We start from the raw sequence: 15,631 nt of genomic DNA, 5'->3' as shown, positions 1-15,631 counted from the left end.
TAGCTGATGCTCTTCAAAATTTAAATGGCGAAGACGACTAGTCGTCCTAGTATAAGCAGGCCTATCACTGACGATTCATCTCGGTATAATGCAGCCCTTAGCTTTTTATCGATGAATAGCATTATGATCAAGAACCTGGTCTCAACTTACCTTAAAGGCATGGCGATGGGGGCTGCAGATGTGGTTCCTGGTGTCTCTGGCGGCACCATCGCATTTATTACTGGTATCTACACCCAGTTACTTGAGAGTATTCGGCGTATCACGCCGCGCCTTTTTACACTCTGGCGCAAGGAAGGGTTCAAGGCCGTCTGGCACCATATCAACGGCACCTTTCTTTGTGTGCTCTTAGCCGGCATTCTGACCAGTATTGCCAGTTTGGCCAAAGGGATAAGCTGGATGCTCACCCATCACCCGATCCCACTGTGGTCGTTTTTCTTTGGCTTGATCATCGCTTCAGCGTTGCATATTGCCAAACAATTGCCCGCCCCCAGAATAAGGCCTAAAACCGTTCTCGCCGCACTGCTAGGGATCGGGTTTGCCTATTGGATTACTATTGCGAACCCGTTGCAGCTCACCGCCTCGCCGCTCACCGTCTTTCTCGCCGGCGCCATCGCGATTTGCGCTATGATTTTGCCTGGGATCTCTGGCAGTTTTATTCTGCTGTTGCTGGGAATGTACAGTCCGATCCTAGATGCGGTTCATCAAACGCAGTTTGGCTTACTGGGATTATTTGCGGTGGGCGCGGTGACTGGCTTATTGACCTTTTCGCACCTGTTGTCATGGCTGCTGCGCCGCTACTACGCGCTAACGCTCGCGTTTCTGACCGGCCTGATGTTGGGCACGCTAGGTAAAATCTGGCCGTGGAAACACACGCTTACATGGCGTACCAACTCATCCGGTGAGCAAGTGCCTCTGATGCAAGATAACCTTCTACCGGGCGCGTACGAGGCAATCGTGGGACACCCGGCACAAGTTAGCTTGGCCATCATTGCCATGATAGGTGGCTTTGTGCTGGTATTATTGCTGGAGCGTTTCTCGCCTAAGCAGGACTAAATAATGCATATATCACCCTCACAATCACCCGTGAGTCGCCCATTGTTTATCACTGTCGGTCTCTTAATGCTGGCAGTGATGGCTTTTTTTCTTCCCTCTTGGCTATCTGGCTTTTTCTCGACCGCTTCGAGTTCAACCGTCGCGCCAGCCGCCTACTGTTCGCTAAATCAGCAAACGTGCCAATACAAGGGTTATCAAGCCCACTTAGGCAATCCAGTGGTTCATCCACTACACGCCAATACCCTCACGGTAACCGCCCCCCAGGCGCTTAACACGGATACCTTGCTCGTGAAGCTCCAAGGCGTCGAAATGAATATGGGGGAATATCGGCTGGTGCTTAAACAAACCGATAAACTGACTTACCAAGGGCAATTGATGCTGCCCGTTTGCACTGAAGACAGCATGACCTGGGCGGGAACCATTACACTTAATGATGATGCAAACACGCTATTCCCCATTAAAGTAAGCATGGAGCGACTATGAGTAAGAAAGCTTGGCTTGTCGCCATTATTGCCGTTTGTTTTGGCTTGGGTGCCCGCGCGCTATTTGATCACTATCAAACGTCACAAAAGCAGGCACAAGCGGGTGCATTACAATCACAAGGGCAACCGTTTAACCTTTACAATACCGATGACCCACGTCCGCGCATTGTTTACTTCGGTTATACCCATTGTCCTGATGTTTGTCCCACCTCGCTCGCCGTACTATCTGCTGCGTTAAAATCGCTCCCTGAGTCGACACGAAACGCGGTGTCGCCAGTCTTTATCACCCTCGACCCAAAGCGTGATACCAGCGAAAAAGCCGCGGAGTATGCCCATTTTTTCCATCCGGCCATCACCGGCGTCAGTGGTTCAGAAGCACAAATCGCCCAGCTGGCAAACCGTTACGGAGTTTTATATCGCATCACCGAGCTGGAAGACTCCGCCATGGACTATGCCGTTGACCATAGCTCCTTTTTTTATTTTCTCTCACCGAACGGTGAACTCGTAGAGAAAGTCCCTCACACCTTAAACCCTGAGATGCTGATCGCAGCGATTGAACGGGTGACTGGTCAAAACAAGGAATAACAATGACATCATTCAAATCTTTTATTGCCGCTATCGCTTTTATGGTTGCCCCATTGGTGCATGCCCATGGTGAGTTTTTTATTCATGATGCCTACGCGCGTGCCACTGCACCTGGCGCACCAAATAGCGCCGCTTTCATGGTGCTCGATAATCAAAGCAAGGTGCTAAAACGGGTGGTGAGTGCGAGTACACCGGCGGCGAAACGGGTAGAGTTGCATGAGCATGCCATGGTAGATGGCATGATGGAAATGCGACAAATTGCGCAAATCTTGGTGCCTGAAGGCGAGCAAGTCACATTAAAGCCAGGAGGCCTGCATGTGATGCTATTTGATCTTACCCAGCCACTCAAAGTAGGCGAGCACATTTCGTTGACCTTAAACACTGCAGACGGTCATTCACTGACCAAGCAGATCCCAGTGAAATCAGTCATGGATGGTATGCAGCACCATAGCGATGAAGGAAATCATCACCACGAATAGTCTTTAACGTGTCTCGATGGATGGGTCGAACAGCGCGTTAAATGTTAACTGTGTCAAGGTATGGCCGCCAAGTTGAGGATTCAGCAGCAAAATCCCCTACCAGCGTCTATGGTAAAAGGTAGTCGCGCTTGCGCGTGACCCTTTTGACGTGATTGCTATCTCCAACAACAATAGCGAGGTTCTCTATGAAAATCCGTCCAATGGCTCTAGCAGCAATAGCTTCAACCGTGTTGCTCGTCGGCTGTACTAGCAACACCGCACTACAACAAAGTGTTGATGATTTATCCGCGAAAGTCGATGCGCTCTCTAACGACGTTTCTATGATGAAAAGCGACGTGAGTGATACCAAAGATACCTCTCAAATGGCCTATGACGAAGCCAAACGTGCTAACAAGCGCATTGATAATATGGCGCAGTCGTATACCAAGTAGCGTATCGACTTAAGCACCGACGACGCATTGAATAAACAAAACGGCGCTACGCCATGCGCCGTTTTCATGCTGTTATCTGACGTTTACTCCTTCGTTCGCCTCACTGGCTTGACATCTACGTCTGCACGCTCGAGACGCTGCCAGGCTTTTAACTGTGCTGGGGTCAGTGTCGCGATCTCTATCGGCACGCCTTCCTGAACCGATAACGCCGCTCGGTACCGCTGAGGTGACAATTCCAATCGCGCTAACATCGCTAACACCTGAGGATCAGGCTCAATCGACAAACGCGCTTTGGTCTCTTTTTCATTTTTTGACAAAGGACGATGGGCTTCTACCATCACGCGCCCATCAGGCTCAACGCTTAGCTTCGCGGGTTGATTAATCACCCTCACGGGAGTATGAACGTCCACTTGCTCAAACAGCCATGCCACATCGTCAGGACGAAGTCGGATACAGCCCGCGCTGACTCGCAGCCCAATACCAAACGACTTATTCGTGCCATGAATTAAATACTCACCGTTACCGAAGCCCAACCTTAGCGCATGTTCACCTAAGGGATTGTTTGGTCCTGCCGGCACCACATCAGGCAAAATGATGCCGCGCTGTTTTTTATATTCATCACGAATGCTCTGAGGTGGCGTCCACGTCGGATGTTCGCGCTTTTGGCTAATATAGGTGTTCATGGTGGGGGTTTCGCGCCCCACTCTACCAATCCCGATGGGGAATACATGAACAGCACGTTGAGCGTCTGTTGTTTCTCCTCCTGCTCTAGCGGCTGGCTCAGGGAAATAGTAAAGGCGTAACTCGGCAAGATTAATCACGATCCCCGAGTGAGGTGGTGAGGGCAGCAAGAGCTGATTGGGTAAGCGCACCAAAGCGCCGGGCTCAGGCAAGTAGGGATCCATTCCTGGGTTGAGCGCTAAAAGCGCTAGAAACCCCACATCATAGTGTTTGGCAATGGCTTCTAAGTGCTCGCCCTCTTTGACGATGTGCGCTTCTGGATAGCCAACCAGTCGACTGCCGTCGGTGGGCAACGGATACTGGGTGGCAAACGCTGTTGGCACCGCTAACGCCCAAAGCATCGCACAGGCTAACCCCAGCGATGCAACCTTTTTATTAATCACAGACGGGAGTCGGCTAGAAATAAATCCGCGCCCCAGCGGCACCTTCAAACTCAATATCGCCTTTTTCCTCCCAATACCACGTCGTGCCCGCCTCGGCGAACAGTTCCACATCCCCCGTACCCACCGGAAGCGTGACGCCGAGCCCTGCGCGTGGTCCCCACTGGTGCGTTGAATCATCTACCCACTGACCCCCCGCATAGACATACATAGGCGCATATTCCATCCGCCCAAGCCATTCACCCAAATTCCAAGTCCCATCGACGGCAACGCCCACCTTGTCGATGCCCGCTTGAATTTTAAATTGGTTTTGTTTCAAGGTCACGCCCGACATCGGCGAGCCAAGGAAAACCCCCGCGGCAAGGCCATCAGCCGCGTATGAAGAAACGGGAAATGAGGCAACCGTCAACCAGACTGCTGCACGAAGCCAAAGGTTTAAATTCATGGTATTCCGTTGTATTACTGTGACATGCACACAGACAAAAGCAATTTTAGTGCCAATATGAGATAGCAATTGAACAGGCACTGGTGTGTCTCCAAATAAGGCAATGAGCCGGTGATCGTCAAGGTGACTGGGTCAACGCATCACCCCGTCCCCACCGAAGGAGGCAATAATCTGCCAATAAGGGTAGATAAAAACATACAAACCATGCCGCTTGATTGGTCACAACATGGTACCGATCGCCGTTCAGCCCCTCCCCGCGATGAGAAAGTGCGCACAAAGTAGCGTTTCTCCCTGATTTATTGGGCGATTTAAGTGATATACTGCATACTTTAGGCTGTGTGCCCTGATGAGTCCGCGCAACAGGACGACATCCGCGTTCAAGACGTTTTTGGTAGGAGTAACGGGTTTTTGTTAGATGATCTGGTCTCGCTGGCACTGCGCCAGTTTCAGCAAGATTGTGTCAAATTGTGCGAGCATCACTATCCGACGGTTCACAACCGGGGAATGCGTGATCCCCACATGGGCAAAGCACTCGCACGCCGACTCATGCGAGTGCTTGATGCACACGACAAGCCCGCAACGTTTCATTTGCTCGACGATACCCGCCCACATAGCCAAACCGTCTATCAACTACAACTTGATGGCAGCGCGATATACATACTCGCCCATCGCCTACTCAGCGGCAATAACGCTTGTCGTGATGCCCTGGTGCGTGACGTTGCTTGGCTACTGAATCATGGCATCACCAACCCGGCTGAGCCTGGACGCGTGATTGTGGTCAGTGATCACTGGATTGATCGCACCAACGCCAGTAAGGCCGTTCCTTCATGGTGGTTGGGACACCAGCCAATTCACGCAGACGCCTATCGCGCGCAAGGAATACGCCTGACCAGCGCGACATCGAGCCTTGCTGAGACCATCGCACCCTTAGGGTTAACTGAGGGGCGATATCGTATCTTTCACCCTTTGTTTCGCAAAAAAGATGGCTTACCGTTGCACAAATACCTTTTACTCACCGCCACGTTTCCGCTCGGTGTTGAAGAGGACAATAACAGTCTTTAATGTGGTTTGTGCCACACAGATTTAAAATCAAACCACCCCACTGCATTCGATGCCACATCTTGGAGATCTGGCGTTGCCATGACACCCATCCAAATATGAAACAACGGCACCATTTGATGCTCAACCAGACAACGGGCTAAGTGCTCAGCACAGCTATCATCTTGCGTGTCTCGCCAACGCTGCGTGTGACTTTCAATGGTTTTGAGCATGGGATCCGTGCAGGCACTCAATACCAGATCATGCGTCCCCAGCCAGTTGAATAACCCTGCCTGTCCGCGTTCTCCAAAGCTCATCGCCCCTAACCAGATATCGATTTTGCGGCCATATTGACCACTAAAATAGTCGGTAGGTGACAATGCCAGGGTTTTCACTTGAATACCATCCTCAAGTAAGTGCGCGTGTATTGCCTTGGCGAGAAGGGGATAGAGAGGATGATCAGATAAATACGCCACGGTCAATGACGTTGGCGACGGCACGACTGGTGACATGGACGAAAGGCCATGATGCATCCAACCTGGCATCAGTCCATACGCATTGAACAATCGGTATTCACCCATGCCACAATGCGCCAAGCGTGGAAGTAGTTGCAGCGATGAGAGCTTGGCATGTAGGTATTCACGCCATGCGGGTTGCTTTGCTAATCCATCGCGACAATTCAACAATAAATAACCGGCCCCCTGATCCATTTCTAACTTTTGACTCAAGGTCGTTTGATGGCTGGCTAATCGCTCCGGCGTCAGTGAGGTACTGGGAGTGAGATAGCACATTGCCGCCTCATCAAACACCATAATCTGGATCTCATCGGTCAGGGCACGATAACCAAAATAATCATCAAATGCCTCGAGAACTAAGCGGTGTGGCTGTTTCTCTGCCACGCGATAAGGGCCCGTCCCAATCGGTTGATAACTACTGGATTGAGCTTGGTGGCGATCGGCTGGACGAATGACTGCCTCTGGCAAGGTAAGCGCGTGATCAAACCTTGGGTCGGGGGACGAAAGGTGCACATCGATCATACGCGGACCCGGCGAGTCAACGCGCGAAAGGTGAGCAAAAAAACGCCGCGTAGAAAGCGCAGATAGGCTCGCTATCACATCCTGCTCGCGCATTAGCTGACCATCATGGAAGCGGACACCAGGACGTAAGTAAAACCGCCAATGAGTCGGCGACAACGCCTCCCAATGGTGGGCTAAGTCCGGCGTTACGATACGTTCACTACCACGATAACGCACCAAGCCATTAAAAATTTGCCCGACCAAGTGCTGCTCTGAACGACGCAAAGGTTCGCTTGGATCCAGCGTCTCGAGTTGACGGTAATAGGGCAGGCGAACAATTTGCCGCCCGTTTTGCGTACTCGGCCCCATCTGTTTTTGAATTAAGGCGGCGAGCTTGGTCGAGTCATGATCAAGGCACGCCAAGGCTTGATCCATTTTGCCCTGCGCCAACCAATGTGCTGCCTGCTCTTCTCGCAGTGCCATTTCACTTCGCAAAAACGCTAAACGAGAGAGCTTCCCTCGCCCTACGGAAGGCTGCCAGGTAAGCCACCCTTGCTCTTCTAGCTTGCTGAGCACCATTCGCGCATTACGCCGCGTACAGACCAAAATATCCGCCACAGCTTGCAAGGTTGTATCAGTGCTTTCACCATTGAAATGATGATAAAGGCGGGAGAACTGTGCACGTAGCCGCTGTCCAGACATAAAAGGGGAACCTAAATGCAGTATCATTCATTGTCGATACTTCCTATTTTACGCGACAACAGCCGCTCCGTCTGCCCAGTTTAAACGCAATCAGATTGGGGCTGTGATCTCTGGCAGGCTTTATTGTCGGGTGCTATCGCGCAGCGATTGTTATTTCTGCTCACTCCGTTATGATGCCTGTTGATTGTTGTTATCGCATGTGGTGTTTATGGACGCGTCTGAAATTATTTCCCATTTTGATGTTAAACAACGCTGGATGGCATGCCACGTAAAAAAAGCGCAATTCCCAACCAAAGAAAGCCTCGCGGGCTTTGATATCTATCACGCCGCCGCTAAGCCTCCTCAACCTTTCGAGCCACCCAGCGTACCGGACAAACAACCGCTAACGCTATATTGGGTCAACAACCACCCACTGATGATTCAATACGCCAAGCTTCAGGCGCAACAGTGGCCAGAATCAGATCGCGCCACTATGCTCGCTTACTTTGCCCAGCTTGCGCTTGAAGATGGCGTTGAAATTGACGACGCCACAGTAACGCTATGCATCGGCACTCAAAACGGGGAAACCTATGCCGCCGCCATGCGAGTCGATACAGTGTTAGACGGTCAAGCAGTCAGTGGTATTTATGATCTGATTGCCCCCAGCGACGACGCCCGCGCACAACTTCTTTATGCACTTAGTCAGAAGATCAACGGCGACGACAGGCTGTGGGTCATCGACCGCTAGTGGGCGGGACGAAGATTCTTGAGAGGGTGAACCACTTCCTCAAGCCCTTCCACTTTGAGGGCCAGGCACAGCTTCATCAGCTCTCCTAGCTCGCCTTTTGGAAACTCGGCTTTGTTTTGAAACCACAGTAAGTATTCTTCAGGCAGATCAATCAATACACGTCCTGCGTACTTGCCAAACGGCATGGGCATGTTGGCCAATTTAATCAGTTGCGCTTTGTCCATGAAGCAGACCTTGTCGATTACGCCGAGGCTTGTTGGGTGTTCTCACGCTGCTGAGCAATCATTTCAAGCAACATGGTTTCTCGCACCAACGACTGGCCAGCTTTCTCGCTGTTTGCCATCACTGCTTTGTTATGCGCAATTGCATGGTCAATGCTCACCCACACCGGCCGCATACCGTTATTGATTTCATAGTGCTCAAAGGTCGGTGTGCCGAGATCACGATCAACGCGGCAGTAAAAACAATACGACAGCATATGCATCACATCCGCACCATCACGATACCAAGGGCGGTACTCTTCACAACAGCCAAACGGGCGAATATCTCGAATCTGTTGCGCGCCTGTCTCTTCTTCTAGCTCACGGATCATAGCTTGCTCTGGCGTTTCGCCCTCATCCATACCGCCACCTGGCAGTGAGTAATCATCATAGCGTGCGGTGTACATCAGCAAAATCTCATCACCATCTAACGCGATGGCTCGCGCAGCATTTCGCTTGATAATGGCTTTATCTTCCAGCGGTAGCACCCGCTCATCCGTATGTTTGGCTATGATTTGCATAGTTACTCGCGTCATTAAAAAAAAGGCGCACAAGGATACCACACATAGCGCATTACAGAGCGGATGATCTTGCGCGCACAAAAACTTAATTTTCGCCGCATTTAAATAGCGTGGGTACGTCCTTTGAGCAATACTGTTTCCGATATTCATATCGGGATGATTATGTAGGAAGGACAATCTAGGATGTTGCAAAAAATTGGTATACAGCAGCTAACCCTTGGCATGTATGTTGAACACATCGAAACTGAACACTCCCGCACACGTATGGCAAAACCTGGCTATGTGCGTCGACCTGAAACGATTGAAAAGCTGCGTCAAAGTGGGGTGAAGCATATTTGGGTTGATGCGGACCAACTATTAAACCTGGATGAGATCCACTACAAAGGCCCTTTGGTCAGAGGGAAGTATGCCGCGACAGGCGCGGATATGGAAAAAGCCCGAGAATTAATCGATGCCTCAAAACAACAGCTTTGTCGGTTATTAAAAGATATCTACGCCAATAAGCCTATCGATATGACGCCTATCGAGGATTTAGGGCTCAGTATTGTTGATAATATCTTTGAACGACAGCACGCCGTTGCCTGGATCAGCGGTATTCGCGACAAGAGTGCTTACCTGATGGAGCACTCGCTCAATGTAGCCTTTTTGTTGGTGAGTTTTGGCAGGCATCTGGGGTTTGATCACGCGACTTTGCAAGAGCTTGCCGTCGGTGGATTAGTGCACGATATCGGTAAAGTGCTGGTTGCCGATGACGTGCTCAATAAACCGGGAAAACTGACCGCTGAAGAGTTCGACCACATGAAACTCCACCAAGTTTTTTCTCAGCCAGTACTGGATAGTATCCCTGACCTCTCACAAATCGCTCGCGATGTAAGCTTGATGCATCATGAAAAGCTTGATGGCAATGGCTACCCTAACGGATTACAAGGTGAAGAAATACATACGATTGGCCGCATGAGTGGCATTGTCGATATCTATGATGCGCTCACCGCCGATCGTTGCTATAAGCGAGCCATGTCACCGGCAGAAGCGTTTAAAATCATGATGGGACTGACTCCGTTTCATTTGGATCCCACTTTGTTGCGTGCGTTTATTCAGTGTATTGGCTTTTATCCGATTGGTTCGTTAGTGGAACTTGTCGATGGGCGTATTGGTTTAGTGTGGCAAGAGAACCTTGATGACATCACGCGTCCAGTTGTGAAAACCTTCTACTCCGTGCGCAGTAACCATTTTCGCGACGTCGAGTATATTGATCTCGATAAGCGCCATGATTTGCGTATCGCCCGCGCCACCAGCGAGAAAGCGCTTGATATCAATGTCGATGCATTTCGTTAATCCTGTGACGAGGCGAAGGCTTTTGCGTATACTGCCCTCCCTCAGTGACAATGCCTTAAGATAGAGAGAGAAAAATGAGAGTTTGCGCGGTTGATTTAAAAGCGAATGAAGCGAACCTGGTCTTGCTAGATAGTGACAATCATTTGTTTTCGGTGCCTGAGTGTCGAGCCAAGAAAATTACGCTGCCCTCGCCAGAAGCCCAAGAGAGTATTCAACATTTCCATCGCACCATGAGCAAGCTCATCGAAGACTATCAAGTGGATAAAATCGTTATCCGTGAGCGCCAGACCAAAGGCAAATTTGCAGGTAGTAGTGCGGGCTTTAAAATGGAAGCTGTTTTGCAACTGATCGAAGGCGTTGACGCCGAAGTCTTCTCCTCCAACGTGATGAAACAAACGCTAAAACGTCATCCCATCGATGTAAACTTAAAAGAGCTAGGCTTAAAGCAATTTCAGGAAAATGCCTTTCTTACCGCTTGCGCCTATTGTAATCAAGACAAGAAATAACGTGCCGAACACGGAGGTACCATGAGCAAGAGAGCCTACTCTTCCCCTCTGGGGCCATTAAAATTGCTAGCCAATAACCAGGGATTAACCGCTCTGTACCTCCCTAACCGCGCACCGAATCATACTGATCACGTCAGTTCGCCAGAAAGCGGCGCTATTCTCGAGCTGGCCTGCCACCAACTTGATGAATACTTTGCAGGCACTCGACAGTTATTCTCGGTGCCTCTTGCCCCGCAGGGGACAGCCTTTCAGCAGCGCGTATGGCAGGCACTGCAATCGATCTCTTTTGGTGAAACGGCCAGTTACCAAGCGATCTCGCATCTGATCGGTAATCCAAAAGCCAACCAAGCTGTAGGCAGTGCCAATGGCAAAAATCCGATTTCTATTATTATCCCTTGTCATCGGATTATTGGCCGCCAAGGACAGTTGGTCGGCTATGGAGGGGGATTAACCGCCAAACGCGCATTGCTGACTTGGGAAGCAACAGGCAAGTGGCCCGACGCTGTTTCGAGCGAACTGAGCAGCACAGATCCCGCCCTGCCTTAGCATCTGCTCACGCGGCCAGCGGTTTGATCAACCGTTCTGGGGTCAGCTGAAAACCACAGTGCATATAAAAACTCTGCGCATCTTCCTTGTGGTAACTTGGAACCACTTCAATGTGATCACACCCTCTTGCTATCAGCGCCTGCTCGGCAGCGACGAGCAGTTGACGCCCCAACGTCATATCACGGAATGGTTCGTCAACAATAATGGTGCTAATGCGCCCCATGTGGCCTGATAAACCTAATTGTGGGATCACCTGACAGACCACCACACCCGCCACCAAGCCGCAAAGCTCAGCCACGCTGACTGACACCAAGTCTTGATTAAGTAAGTGCCTGATATGGCGCTGCATCTGACGCTTGTCTACGTTATCTGACTGGCAAAGTGCGCAGAGTTGGCTAATGGCATCGATGTCTTTATCAATGGCTTGTCTTATCATTATCGTCTTCCTTGTTTGGGTTACCCCACCCGCAGACTGCTGGCTCAATCTACCGATGAGGCGTTGTGTTGTAAAAAGCGCGGGGATGGGTGACTAACGCTGAGCGGTTGGCGTATCCGCCATACGGCTTACCGTCACACGGCGGTCAAAGAAAAAGCCCTCATTTCCCGCTTGATTATCCAGTGGCTGACTGTCCCCATACGCCACCGTGTTGAGCTGATGCGGATCCACACCTAACGAGACGAGATAATCTTTGACTGCCTGCACGCGGCGTTCCGACAGTGCTTGGTTATAGCCTTGACGCCCTCTTGGGTCGGCATAGCCTGCGAGTTGCCATTGCGCATTTGGCATTTGTTGAATAAACCCGGCTAGCTCGTCGAGCTGGATCATAAAGTGCGGCTCGATATCTGCTGAGCTGGTGCGAAACTGAATATTCATCGCCAAGGCAAGATCGTCCACCTGATGCTGCGCACTGCGCAAACGCGCGAGTTCAAGCTGCGCTTCATTGTATTTTTGGCTAATCCGACTCAGTGATTGATTCTCGTCTCGGATCGTTTGAATCGTCTCACCCTGCTCGTCGGCCAAGTCTTCATAGCTGGCATTTTGTCCCATCACGGTGCCAATAATGGCCCCTGCAACCGCGCCGACAGGGCCTGCCACCACCGCTCCTGCGATGGCACCGCTTCCCATCCCGATCAACTCAGGCTGTTTATTGCGTTCAACCTCACTGGCGGCCATCCCTTGTGGTGTGGCGACCGCGAACATTGAAACGGCGAATACAGAGTGTGTAAGTGCTTTTTTGATATCCATAATGTCCTCGAAAGTGTGGTTGTTGTGCCGTGCTGGCGATGAGGACATTAAAACAAGCCGATCAGGCATTTTGCGGGAGTAAAAATGGCAATCTGGCGATCAATAGTGGCAAAAAAATGGCAATTGACGTTTCATGCGCGAAGAGGGTTTTCTCTGCACACAGTTTGGGTATAGTCATCACAACGCAAGATACGAAGACAGAGTTATGAAACACATCGCGATAGTGGAAGATGACGCGGCGATCCGAGAAAACTACGCCGATGTTATTCGCCGCCAGGGTTACCAAGTCCATACCTACCAAGACCGGCCCAGCGCGCAGGTGGCCTTTGAGCGGCAATTGCCCGACCTAGCGATCATTGATATAGGCTTAGGCAATGAAATCGATGGGGGGTTTGCCCTTTGCCAATCCCTCCGCGCCTTGTCGGCGACGGTGCCGATTATATTCCTCACCGCGCGCGACAGTGACATTGATACCGTGGTTGGGTTGCGGATGGGCGCGGATGATTACCTCACCAAGGATGTGTCTTTGCCGCATTTAATGGCACGTATTGCCGCCTTGTTCCGTCGCTCAGACTTATTGGCACAAAGCCCGTCTAAAGCGGATAAGCGTCTCCAGTGTGGCCCTCTTGACCTCGACCTGGACCGGATGCGGGTCTATTGGCATGACCAACTGATTGATCTCACCGTGACCGAATTTTGGATGGTACACGCCCTCGTCAAACGACCCGGGCATGTTAAAAGCCGTCAAGCGCTCATGGATGAAGCACATGCTGTGGTGGATGACAGCACTATCACCTCACACATTAAACGAATTCGTAAGAAATTCATGGTGGTTGATAAGCAGTTTGATTGCATCAGTACCGTTTATGGCATGGGCTACCGTTGGGATGAGGCCCCCGAATGATCGCGAAGTTACACCCGCTTGCGCGTCGCGTATGGCAACACCTGGCTGGGATCCGTACCAAAATAGTGGTGCTATCGAGCTTTTTGCTGCTGTTGCCCTATCTGGGGTACCAATATGTGTGGGAGATGGAAACCGTACTACGACAAGGGCAAGAGCAAACCTTGATGGGGACGGCACGCGCCTTTGCCATGGGGATGAATGACCGACCGGCGCTCTTTGCTTATCGGCAAACGCCCTCAAAGCTGGAACCAGGAAAGGATCTCCACGCTTTTCGTCTTAACCACCCCATCAGGTTGGATGGCGACTTGAGCGACTGGCACCCAGATCGCCATCATCAACGCCTTTACCAGCGTGATGGCCTGATTTTTAACCAAGTCCCCTACCAGAGTGACCAATTGGCGTTGTCAGTGCTCACCGGCAGCAATACCGATTCTGTTTATTTCGGTCTCAATGTCACCGATACGATGCCAACCCCAGCTCAGAAAAAGGGGGATATAACCAGCCAAGATCACTTGATTATCGCGCTCACATCCCCTCAAGGGGCGTTTTATCGCGTCGCGCTCAGCCAAGCCCGCAACAGCGATAATGCCCATATCACTCATCTAGCCAATGGGCTGCCTGAGCGGGCTGACGAGACCACGATGGAAGGCCCCGCTCAGCCCTTGCCCATCGCGGCAAAATGGCAAGCAACAGAAAAAGGGTACAGCATTGAAGTGAAACTCCCCGCCAATTGGATTGGCCAGCAGCTGGCGCTTGCCTATTATGATCGCGGCAATGGTTTCGAACGGCCACTTAACGCCATCATCGGCAGTGCTTCAACGCGCTCGCCCACCACTCTGGGCAGCTTTATGATGCCCTCGGCCGCTATCCAATCTCTGATTGAGCGAATGAATAACGACGCCTCGCGCGTTTGGGTCGTCGACAAACACAGTCGCGTGCTCGCCAAAGATGGCGATATTCAAACCTCCAATGGCGTTTGGCAGCCTCAGTCGCCTTCAGACCAACCAGAGGGGTTGATCCCCTGGATAACCGACACACTACTGCGCCCCTGGTATGACCGCTTGCTCGTGACGCCACCCGATCACTTCATCGACGCCATGCAGCAAGCCTCTATTTACCAAGGCGTGCAGGCACAGCAAGCGTTGCAAGGACGGCCCTATGCGGGTTGGCGCAGCTCGGACGATAACCAAGCGATGATCTTATCCGCCGCCTATCCTATCTGGCTCGACGACCGTGTCGCCGGGGCGGTGATCGTCGAAGAGACCACCAACGGCATTCGCAGTTTACGTAATGACGCATTGGAAACCCTGTTTTCCGTCATGCTGGCAGTGATTTGTACCGGAGTGCTGTTGCTGCTGTTATTTGGATCCCATATCGCCAAGCGCTTACGCCGTCTCCAACACGAGGCCGACCACGCTATCGATAGCCAAGGCCGAGTCACCGGCGCCATAACCACCACGCATAGCCATGACGAGATTGGCCGGCTGTCACGCACCATGGCCGACATGGTCAGCCGAATTGCCGGGTATAATCACTACTTGGAAGCTATGAGTTCGCGGTTATCCCACGAGCTACGCACGCCGATTGCCGTGGTGCGATCCTCGCTTGAGAACATGGCCTACACCCAGGAAAACCCAGCGCATTTAACCTACATTAACCGCGCGCAAGATGGGGTTCAGCGCCTCGCGGGGATTTTATCGACGTTAACCGAGGCCACCCGCCTAGAGCAGAGCTTTGATAACGCTGACAAGGAGACTGTGGATCTCAATGCCTTACTAGAAGGCTGTACCCAAGGCTACCAATTCGCTTACCCAGAGAAGACCTTTACCCTAAGCCTGCCCCACCACACCGTAAAGGTATGCGGTGTCCCTGATTATCTCGCGCAATTACTCGACAAGCTTATCGCCAATGCCGTGGAGTTTGACGACGGCACCACTCCCATCGCCTTATCGCTATCACAAGATACACATCAGGTCGCGATGAGCGTGAGCAATCATGGTCCATTGCTCCCCGAGCATATGCGCGAGCAACTTTTTAACTCTATGGTCAGTGTCCGCCCTGATGGTCAGAACGCGGATAAGCCTCATCTTGGCTTAGGACTGTATATCGCACGGTTAATCGCCGACTTTCACCAAGCCGAGCTTGTCGCTGCCAACCGGCCACACGGAGATGGTGTGACGCTGTCACTTACATGGCCCAATACACAGTCAATCACACACTGATTGATCTTAAAC

General features: G+C 51.5%; 19 protein-coding genes. 12 read left to right on the top strand and 7 right to left on the bottom strand.

Annotated features, from left to right (window positions below):
* Window positions 1-123: 123 nt before the first annotated feature.
* The 5 genes from BZG13_RS10920 (at window position 124) to BZG13_RS10900 (ending at window position 3,030) form a co-directional block, all read left to right on the top strand.
* A complete protein-coding gene (locus BZG13_RS10920; RefSeq protein ID WP_077486643.1) occupies window positions 124-1,053 on the top strand; it encodes a DUF368 domain-containing protein in 930 nt (309 codons plus the stop codon).
* Window positions 1,054-1,056: 3 nt separating this feature from the next.
* A complete protein-coding gene (locus BZG13_RS10915; protein WP_077486642.1) occupies window positions 1,057-1,536 on the top strand; it encodes a hypothetical protein in 480 nt (159 codons plus the stop codon).
* Window positions 1,533-2,120, top strand: a complete 588-nt coding sequence (locus BZG13_RS10910; RefSeq protein ID WP_077486641.1) for an SCO family protein — start codon at window positions 1,533-1,535, stop codon at window positions 2,118-2,120. The genes BZG13_RS10915 and BZG13_RS10910 overlap by 4 nt, the downstream gene beginning before the upstream one ends.
* 2 nt (window positions 2,121-2,122) lie before the next feature.
* The gene (locus BZG13_RS10905) at window positions 2,123-2,599 is read left to right on the top strand and encodes a copper chaperone PCu(A)C (protein WP_069362923.1); all 477 of its coding nucleotides are present in this window, start codon (window positions 2,123-2,125) and stop codon (window positions 2,597-2,599) included.
* A 185-nt stretch (window positions 2,600-2,784) separates the two neighbouring features.
* On the top strand, window positions 2,785-3,030 hold the full coding sequence (locus BZG13_RS10900) for an Lpp/OprI family alanine-zipper lipoprotein (protein ID WP_077457827.1): 246 nt from the start codon (window positions 2,785-2,787) through the stop codon (window positions 3,028-3,030).
* 83 nt (window positions 3,031-3,113) lie between these two features.
* Here the strand turns inward: BZG13_RS10900 and BZG13_RS10895 are convergent, their stop codons facing one another.
* Together BZG13_RS10895 and BZG13_RS10890 are read right to left on the bottom strand one after the other, a co-directional pair.
* Window positions 3,114-4,112 carry a L,D-transpeptidase family protein gene (locus BZG13_RS10895; RefSeq protein WP_077486649.1) on the bottom strand — a complete coding sequence of 333 codons (999 nt, stop codon included), beginning with the start codon at window positions 4,110-4,112 and terminating at the stop codon, window positions 3,114-3,116.
* A 55-nt stretch (window positions 4,113-4,167) separates the two neighbouring features.
* On the bottom strand, window positions 4,168-4,596 hold the full coding sequence (locus BZG13_RS10890; RefSeq protein ID WP_077457829.1) for a hypothetical protein: 429 nt from the start codon (window positions 4,594-4,596) through the stop codon (window positions 4,168-4,170).
* 408 nt (window positions 4,597-5,004) lie between these two features.
* Between BZG13_RS10890 and BZG13_RS10885 the strand changes: the two genes are divergently transcribed.
* Window positions 5,005-5,658 (top strand): hypothetical protein, encoded by a 654-nt coding sequence (locus BZG13_RS10885; protein WP_069362919.1) that lies wholly within the window; start codon window positions 5,005-5,007, stop codon window positions 5,656-5,658.
* On the opposite strand, the gene BZG13_RS10880 is transcribed toward BZG13_RS10885, so the two are convergent.
* Window positions 5,655-7,352, bottom strand: coding sequence for an SgrR family transcriptional regulator (locus BZG13_RS10880; protein WP_077486640.1), 1,698 nt, complete (start codon window positions 7,350-7,352; stop codon window positions 5,655-5,657). The two genes, BZG13_RS10885 and BZG13_RS10880, sit on opposite strands and share 4 nt — an antisense overlap.
* Window positions 7,353-7,560: 208 nt before the next feature.
* On the opposite strand from BZG13_RS10880, the gene BZG13_RS10875 reads away from it, so the two are divergent.
* Window positions 7,561-8,079, top strand: a complete 519-nt coding sequence (locus BZG13_RS10875) for a hypothetical protein (RefSeq protein ID WP_131825168.1) — start codon at window positions 7,561-7,563, stop codon at window positions 8,077-8,079.
* Here BZG13_RS10875 and BZG13_RS10870 read toward each other — a convergent pair.
* Window positions 8,076-8,303, bottom strand: a complete 228-nt coding sequence (locus tag BZG13_RS10870; RefSeq protein WP_077457835.1) for a DUF3820 family protein — start codon at window positions 8,301-8,303, stop codon at window positions 8,076-8,078. The genes BZG13_RS10875 and BZG13_RS10870 overlap by 4 nt on opposite strands.
* Window positions 8,304-8,320: 17 nt before the next feature.
* The gene (locus BZG13_RS10865) at window positions 8,321-8,860 is read right to left on the bottom strand and encodes an NUDIX hydrolase (protein WP_077486638.1); all 540 of its coding nucleotides are present in this window, start codon (window positions 8,858-8,860) and stop codon (window positions 8,321-8,323) included.
* A 183-nt stretch (window positions 8,861-9,043) separates the two neighbouring features.
* Here BZG13_RS10865 and BZG13_RS10860 point away from each other — a divergent pair, with 183 nt between their 5' ends.
* The 3 genes from BZG13_RS10860 (at window position 9,044) to BZG13_RS10850 (ending at window position 11,247) form a co-directional block, all read left to right on the top strand.
* The gene (locus BZG13_RS10860; protein ID WP_077486637.1) at window positions 9,044-10,195 is read left to right on the top strand and encodes an HD-GYP domain-containing protein; all 1,152 of its coding nucleotides are present in this window, start codon (window positions 9,044-9,046) and stop codon (window positions 10,193-10,195) included.
* Between the two features lie 74 nt (window positions 10,196-10,269).
* Window positions 10,270-10,701 (top strand): DUF3010 family protein, encoded by a 432-nt coding sequence (locus BZG13_RS10855; protein WP_077457841.1) that lies wholly within the window; start codon window positions 10,270-10,272, stop codon window positions 10,699-10,701.
* 21 nt (window positions 10,702-10,722) lie between these two features.
* Window positions 10,723-11,247: a methylated-DNA--[protein]-cysteine S-methyltransferase gene (locus tag BZG13_RS10850; protein WP_077486636.1), complete on the top strand. Its 525-nt coding sequence runs from the start codon at window positions 10,723-10,725 to the stop codon at window positions 11,245-11,247.
* A gap of 7 nt (window positions 11,248-11,254) precedes the next feature.
* Here the strand turns inward: BZG13_RS10850 and BZG13_RS10845 are convergent, their stop codons facing one another.
* Together BZG13_RS10845 and pdsO are read right to left on the bottom strand one after the other, a co-directional pair.
* Complete coding sequence (locus tag BZG13_RS10845) at window positions 11,255-11,683, bottom strand: GNAT family N-acetyltransferase (protein WP_077486635.1); 429 nt, start codon at window positions 11,681-11,683, stop codon at window positions 11,255-11,257.
* Window positions 11,684-11,776: 93 nt separating this feature from the next.
* Window positions 11,777-12,493, bottom strand: coding sequence for a sortase-associated OmpA-like protein PdsO (gene pdsO / locus BZG13_RS10840; protein WP_158011734.1), 717 nt, complete (start codon window positions 12,491-12,493; stop codon window positions 11,777-11,779).
* A 205-nt stretch (window positions 12,494-12,698) separates the two neighbouring features.
* On the opposite strand from pdsO, the gene pdsR reads away from it, so the two are divergent.
* Both pdsR and pdsS read left to right on the top strand, forming a co-directional pair.
* The gene (pdsR, locus tag BZG13_RS10835; protein ID WP_077486633.1) at window positions 12,699-13,397 is read left to right on the top strand and encodes a proteobacterial dedicated sortase system response regulator; all 699 of its coding nucleotides are present in this window, start codon (window positions 12,699-12,701) and stop codon (window positions 13,395-13,397) included.
* Window positions 13,394-15,619: a proteobacterial dedicated sortase system histidine kinase gene (gene pdsS / locus BZG13_RS10830; protein ID WP_077486632.1), complete on the top strand. Its 2,226-nt coding sequence runs from the start codon at window positions 13,394-13,396 to the stop codon at window positions 15,617-15,619. Before pdsR ends, pdsS begins: the two co-directional genes overlap by 4 nt.
* Window positions 15,620-15,631: the final 12 nt, after the last annotated feature.

The organism is Salinivibrio sp. ML323, from assembly GCF_001995745.1.
Classification (GTDB): Bacteria; Pseudomonadota; Gammaproteobacteria; order Enterobacterales; family Vibrionaceae; genus Salinivibrio; species Salinivibrio kushneri.
The sequence above is the reverse complement of the archived record's forward strand: the minus strand, read 5'-3'. Positions and strand labels throughout refer to the sequence as shown.

Excerpts from the sequence above, each read along its gene's own strand:
- BZG13_RS10855 (WP_077457841.1), top strand. The coding sequence starts at position 10,270 with ATGAGAGTTTGCGCGGTTGATTTAAAAGCGAATGAAGCGAACCTGGTC.
- BZG13_RS10900 (WP_077457827.1), top strand. The coding sequence starts at position 2,785 with ATGAAAATCCGTCCAATGGCTCTAGCAGCAATAGCTTCAACCGTGTTG.
- BZG13_RS10915 (WP_077486642.1), top strand. The coding sequence starts at position 1,057 with ATGCATATATCACCCTCACAATCACCCGTGAGTCGCCCATTGTTTATC.
- BZG13_RS10895 (WP_077486649.1), bottom strand. The coding sequence starts at position 4,112 with ATGCTTTGGGCGTTAGCGGTGCCAACAGCGTTTGCCACCCAGTATCCG.
- BZG13_RS10860 (WP_077486637.1), top strand. The coding sequence starts at position 9,044 with ATGTTGCAAAAAATTGGTATACAGCAGCTAACCCTTGGCATGTATGTT.
- BZG13_RS10870 (WP_077457835.1), bottom strand. The coding sequence starts at position 8,303 with ATGGACAAAGCGCAACTGATTAAATTGGCCAACATGCCCATGCCGTTT.
- BZG13_RS10905 (WP_069362923.1), top strand. The coding sequence starts at position 2,123 with ATGACATCATTCAAATCTTTTATTGCCGCTATCGCTTTTATGGTTGCC.
- BZG13_RS10875 (WP_131825168.1), top strand. The coding sequence starts at position 7,561 with ATGGACGCGTCTGAAATTATTTCCCATTTTGATGTTAAACAACGCTGG.
- pdsO (WP_158011734.1), bottom strand. The coding sequence starts at position 12,493 with ATGGATATCAAAAAAGCACTTACACACTCTGTATTCGCCGTTTCAATG.
- pdsS (WP_077486632.1), top strand. The coding sequence starts at position 13,394 with ATGATCGCGAAGTTACACCCGCTTGCGCGTCGCGTATGGCAACACCTG.
- BZG13_RS10850 (WP_077486636.1), top strand. The coding sequence starts at position 10,723 with ATGAGCAAGAGAGCCTACTCTTCCCCTCTGGGGCCATTAAAATTGCTA.
- pdsR (WP_077486633.1), top strand. The coding sequence starts at position 12,699 with ATGAAACACATCGCGATAGTGGAAGATGACGCGGCGATCCGAGAAAAC.
- BZG13_RS10845 (WP_077486635.1), bottom strand. The coding sequence starts at position 11,683 with ATGATAAGACAAGCCATTGATAAAGACATCGATGCCATTAGCCAACTC.
- BZG13_RS10865 (WP_077486638.1), bottom strand. The coding sequence starts at position 8,860 with ATGCAAATCATAGCCAAACATACGGATGAGCGGGTGCTACCGCTGGAA.
- BZG13_RS10910 (WP_077486641.1), top strand. The coding sequence starts at position 1,533 with ATGAGTAAGAAAGCTTGGCTTGTCGCCATTATTGCCGTTTGTTTTGGC.
- BZG13_RS10880 (WP_077486640.1), bottom strand. The coding sequence starts at position 7,352 with ATGTCTGGACAGCGGCTACGTGCACAGTTCTCCCGCCTTTATCATCAT.
- BZG13_RS10920 (WP_077486643.1), top strand. The coding sequence starts at position 124 with ATGATCAAGAACCTGGTCTCAACTTACCTTAAAGGCATGGCGATGGGG.
- BZG13_RS10890 (WP_077457829.1), bottom strand. The coding sequence starts at position 4,596 with ATGAATTTAAACCTTTGGCTTCGTGCAGCAGTCTGGTTGACGGTTGCC.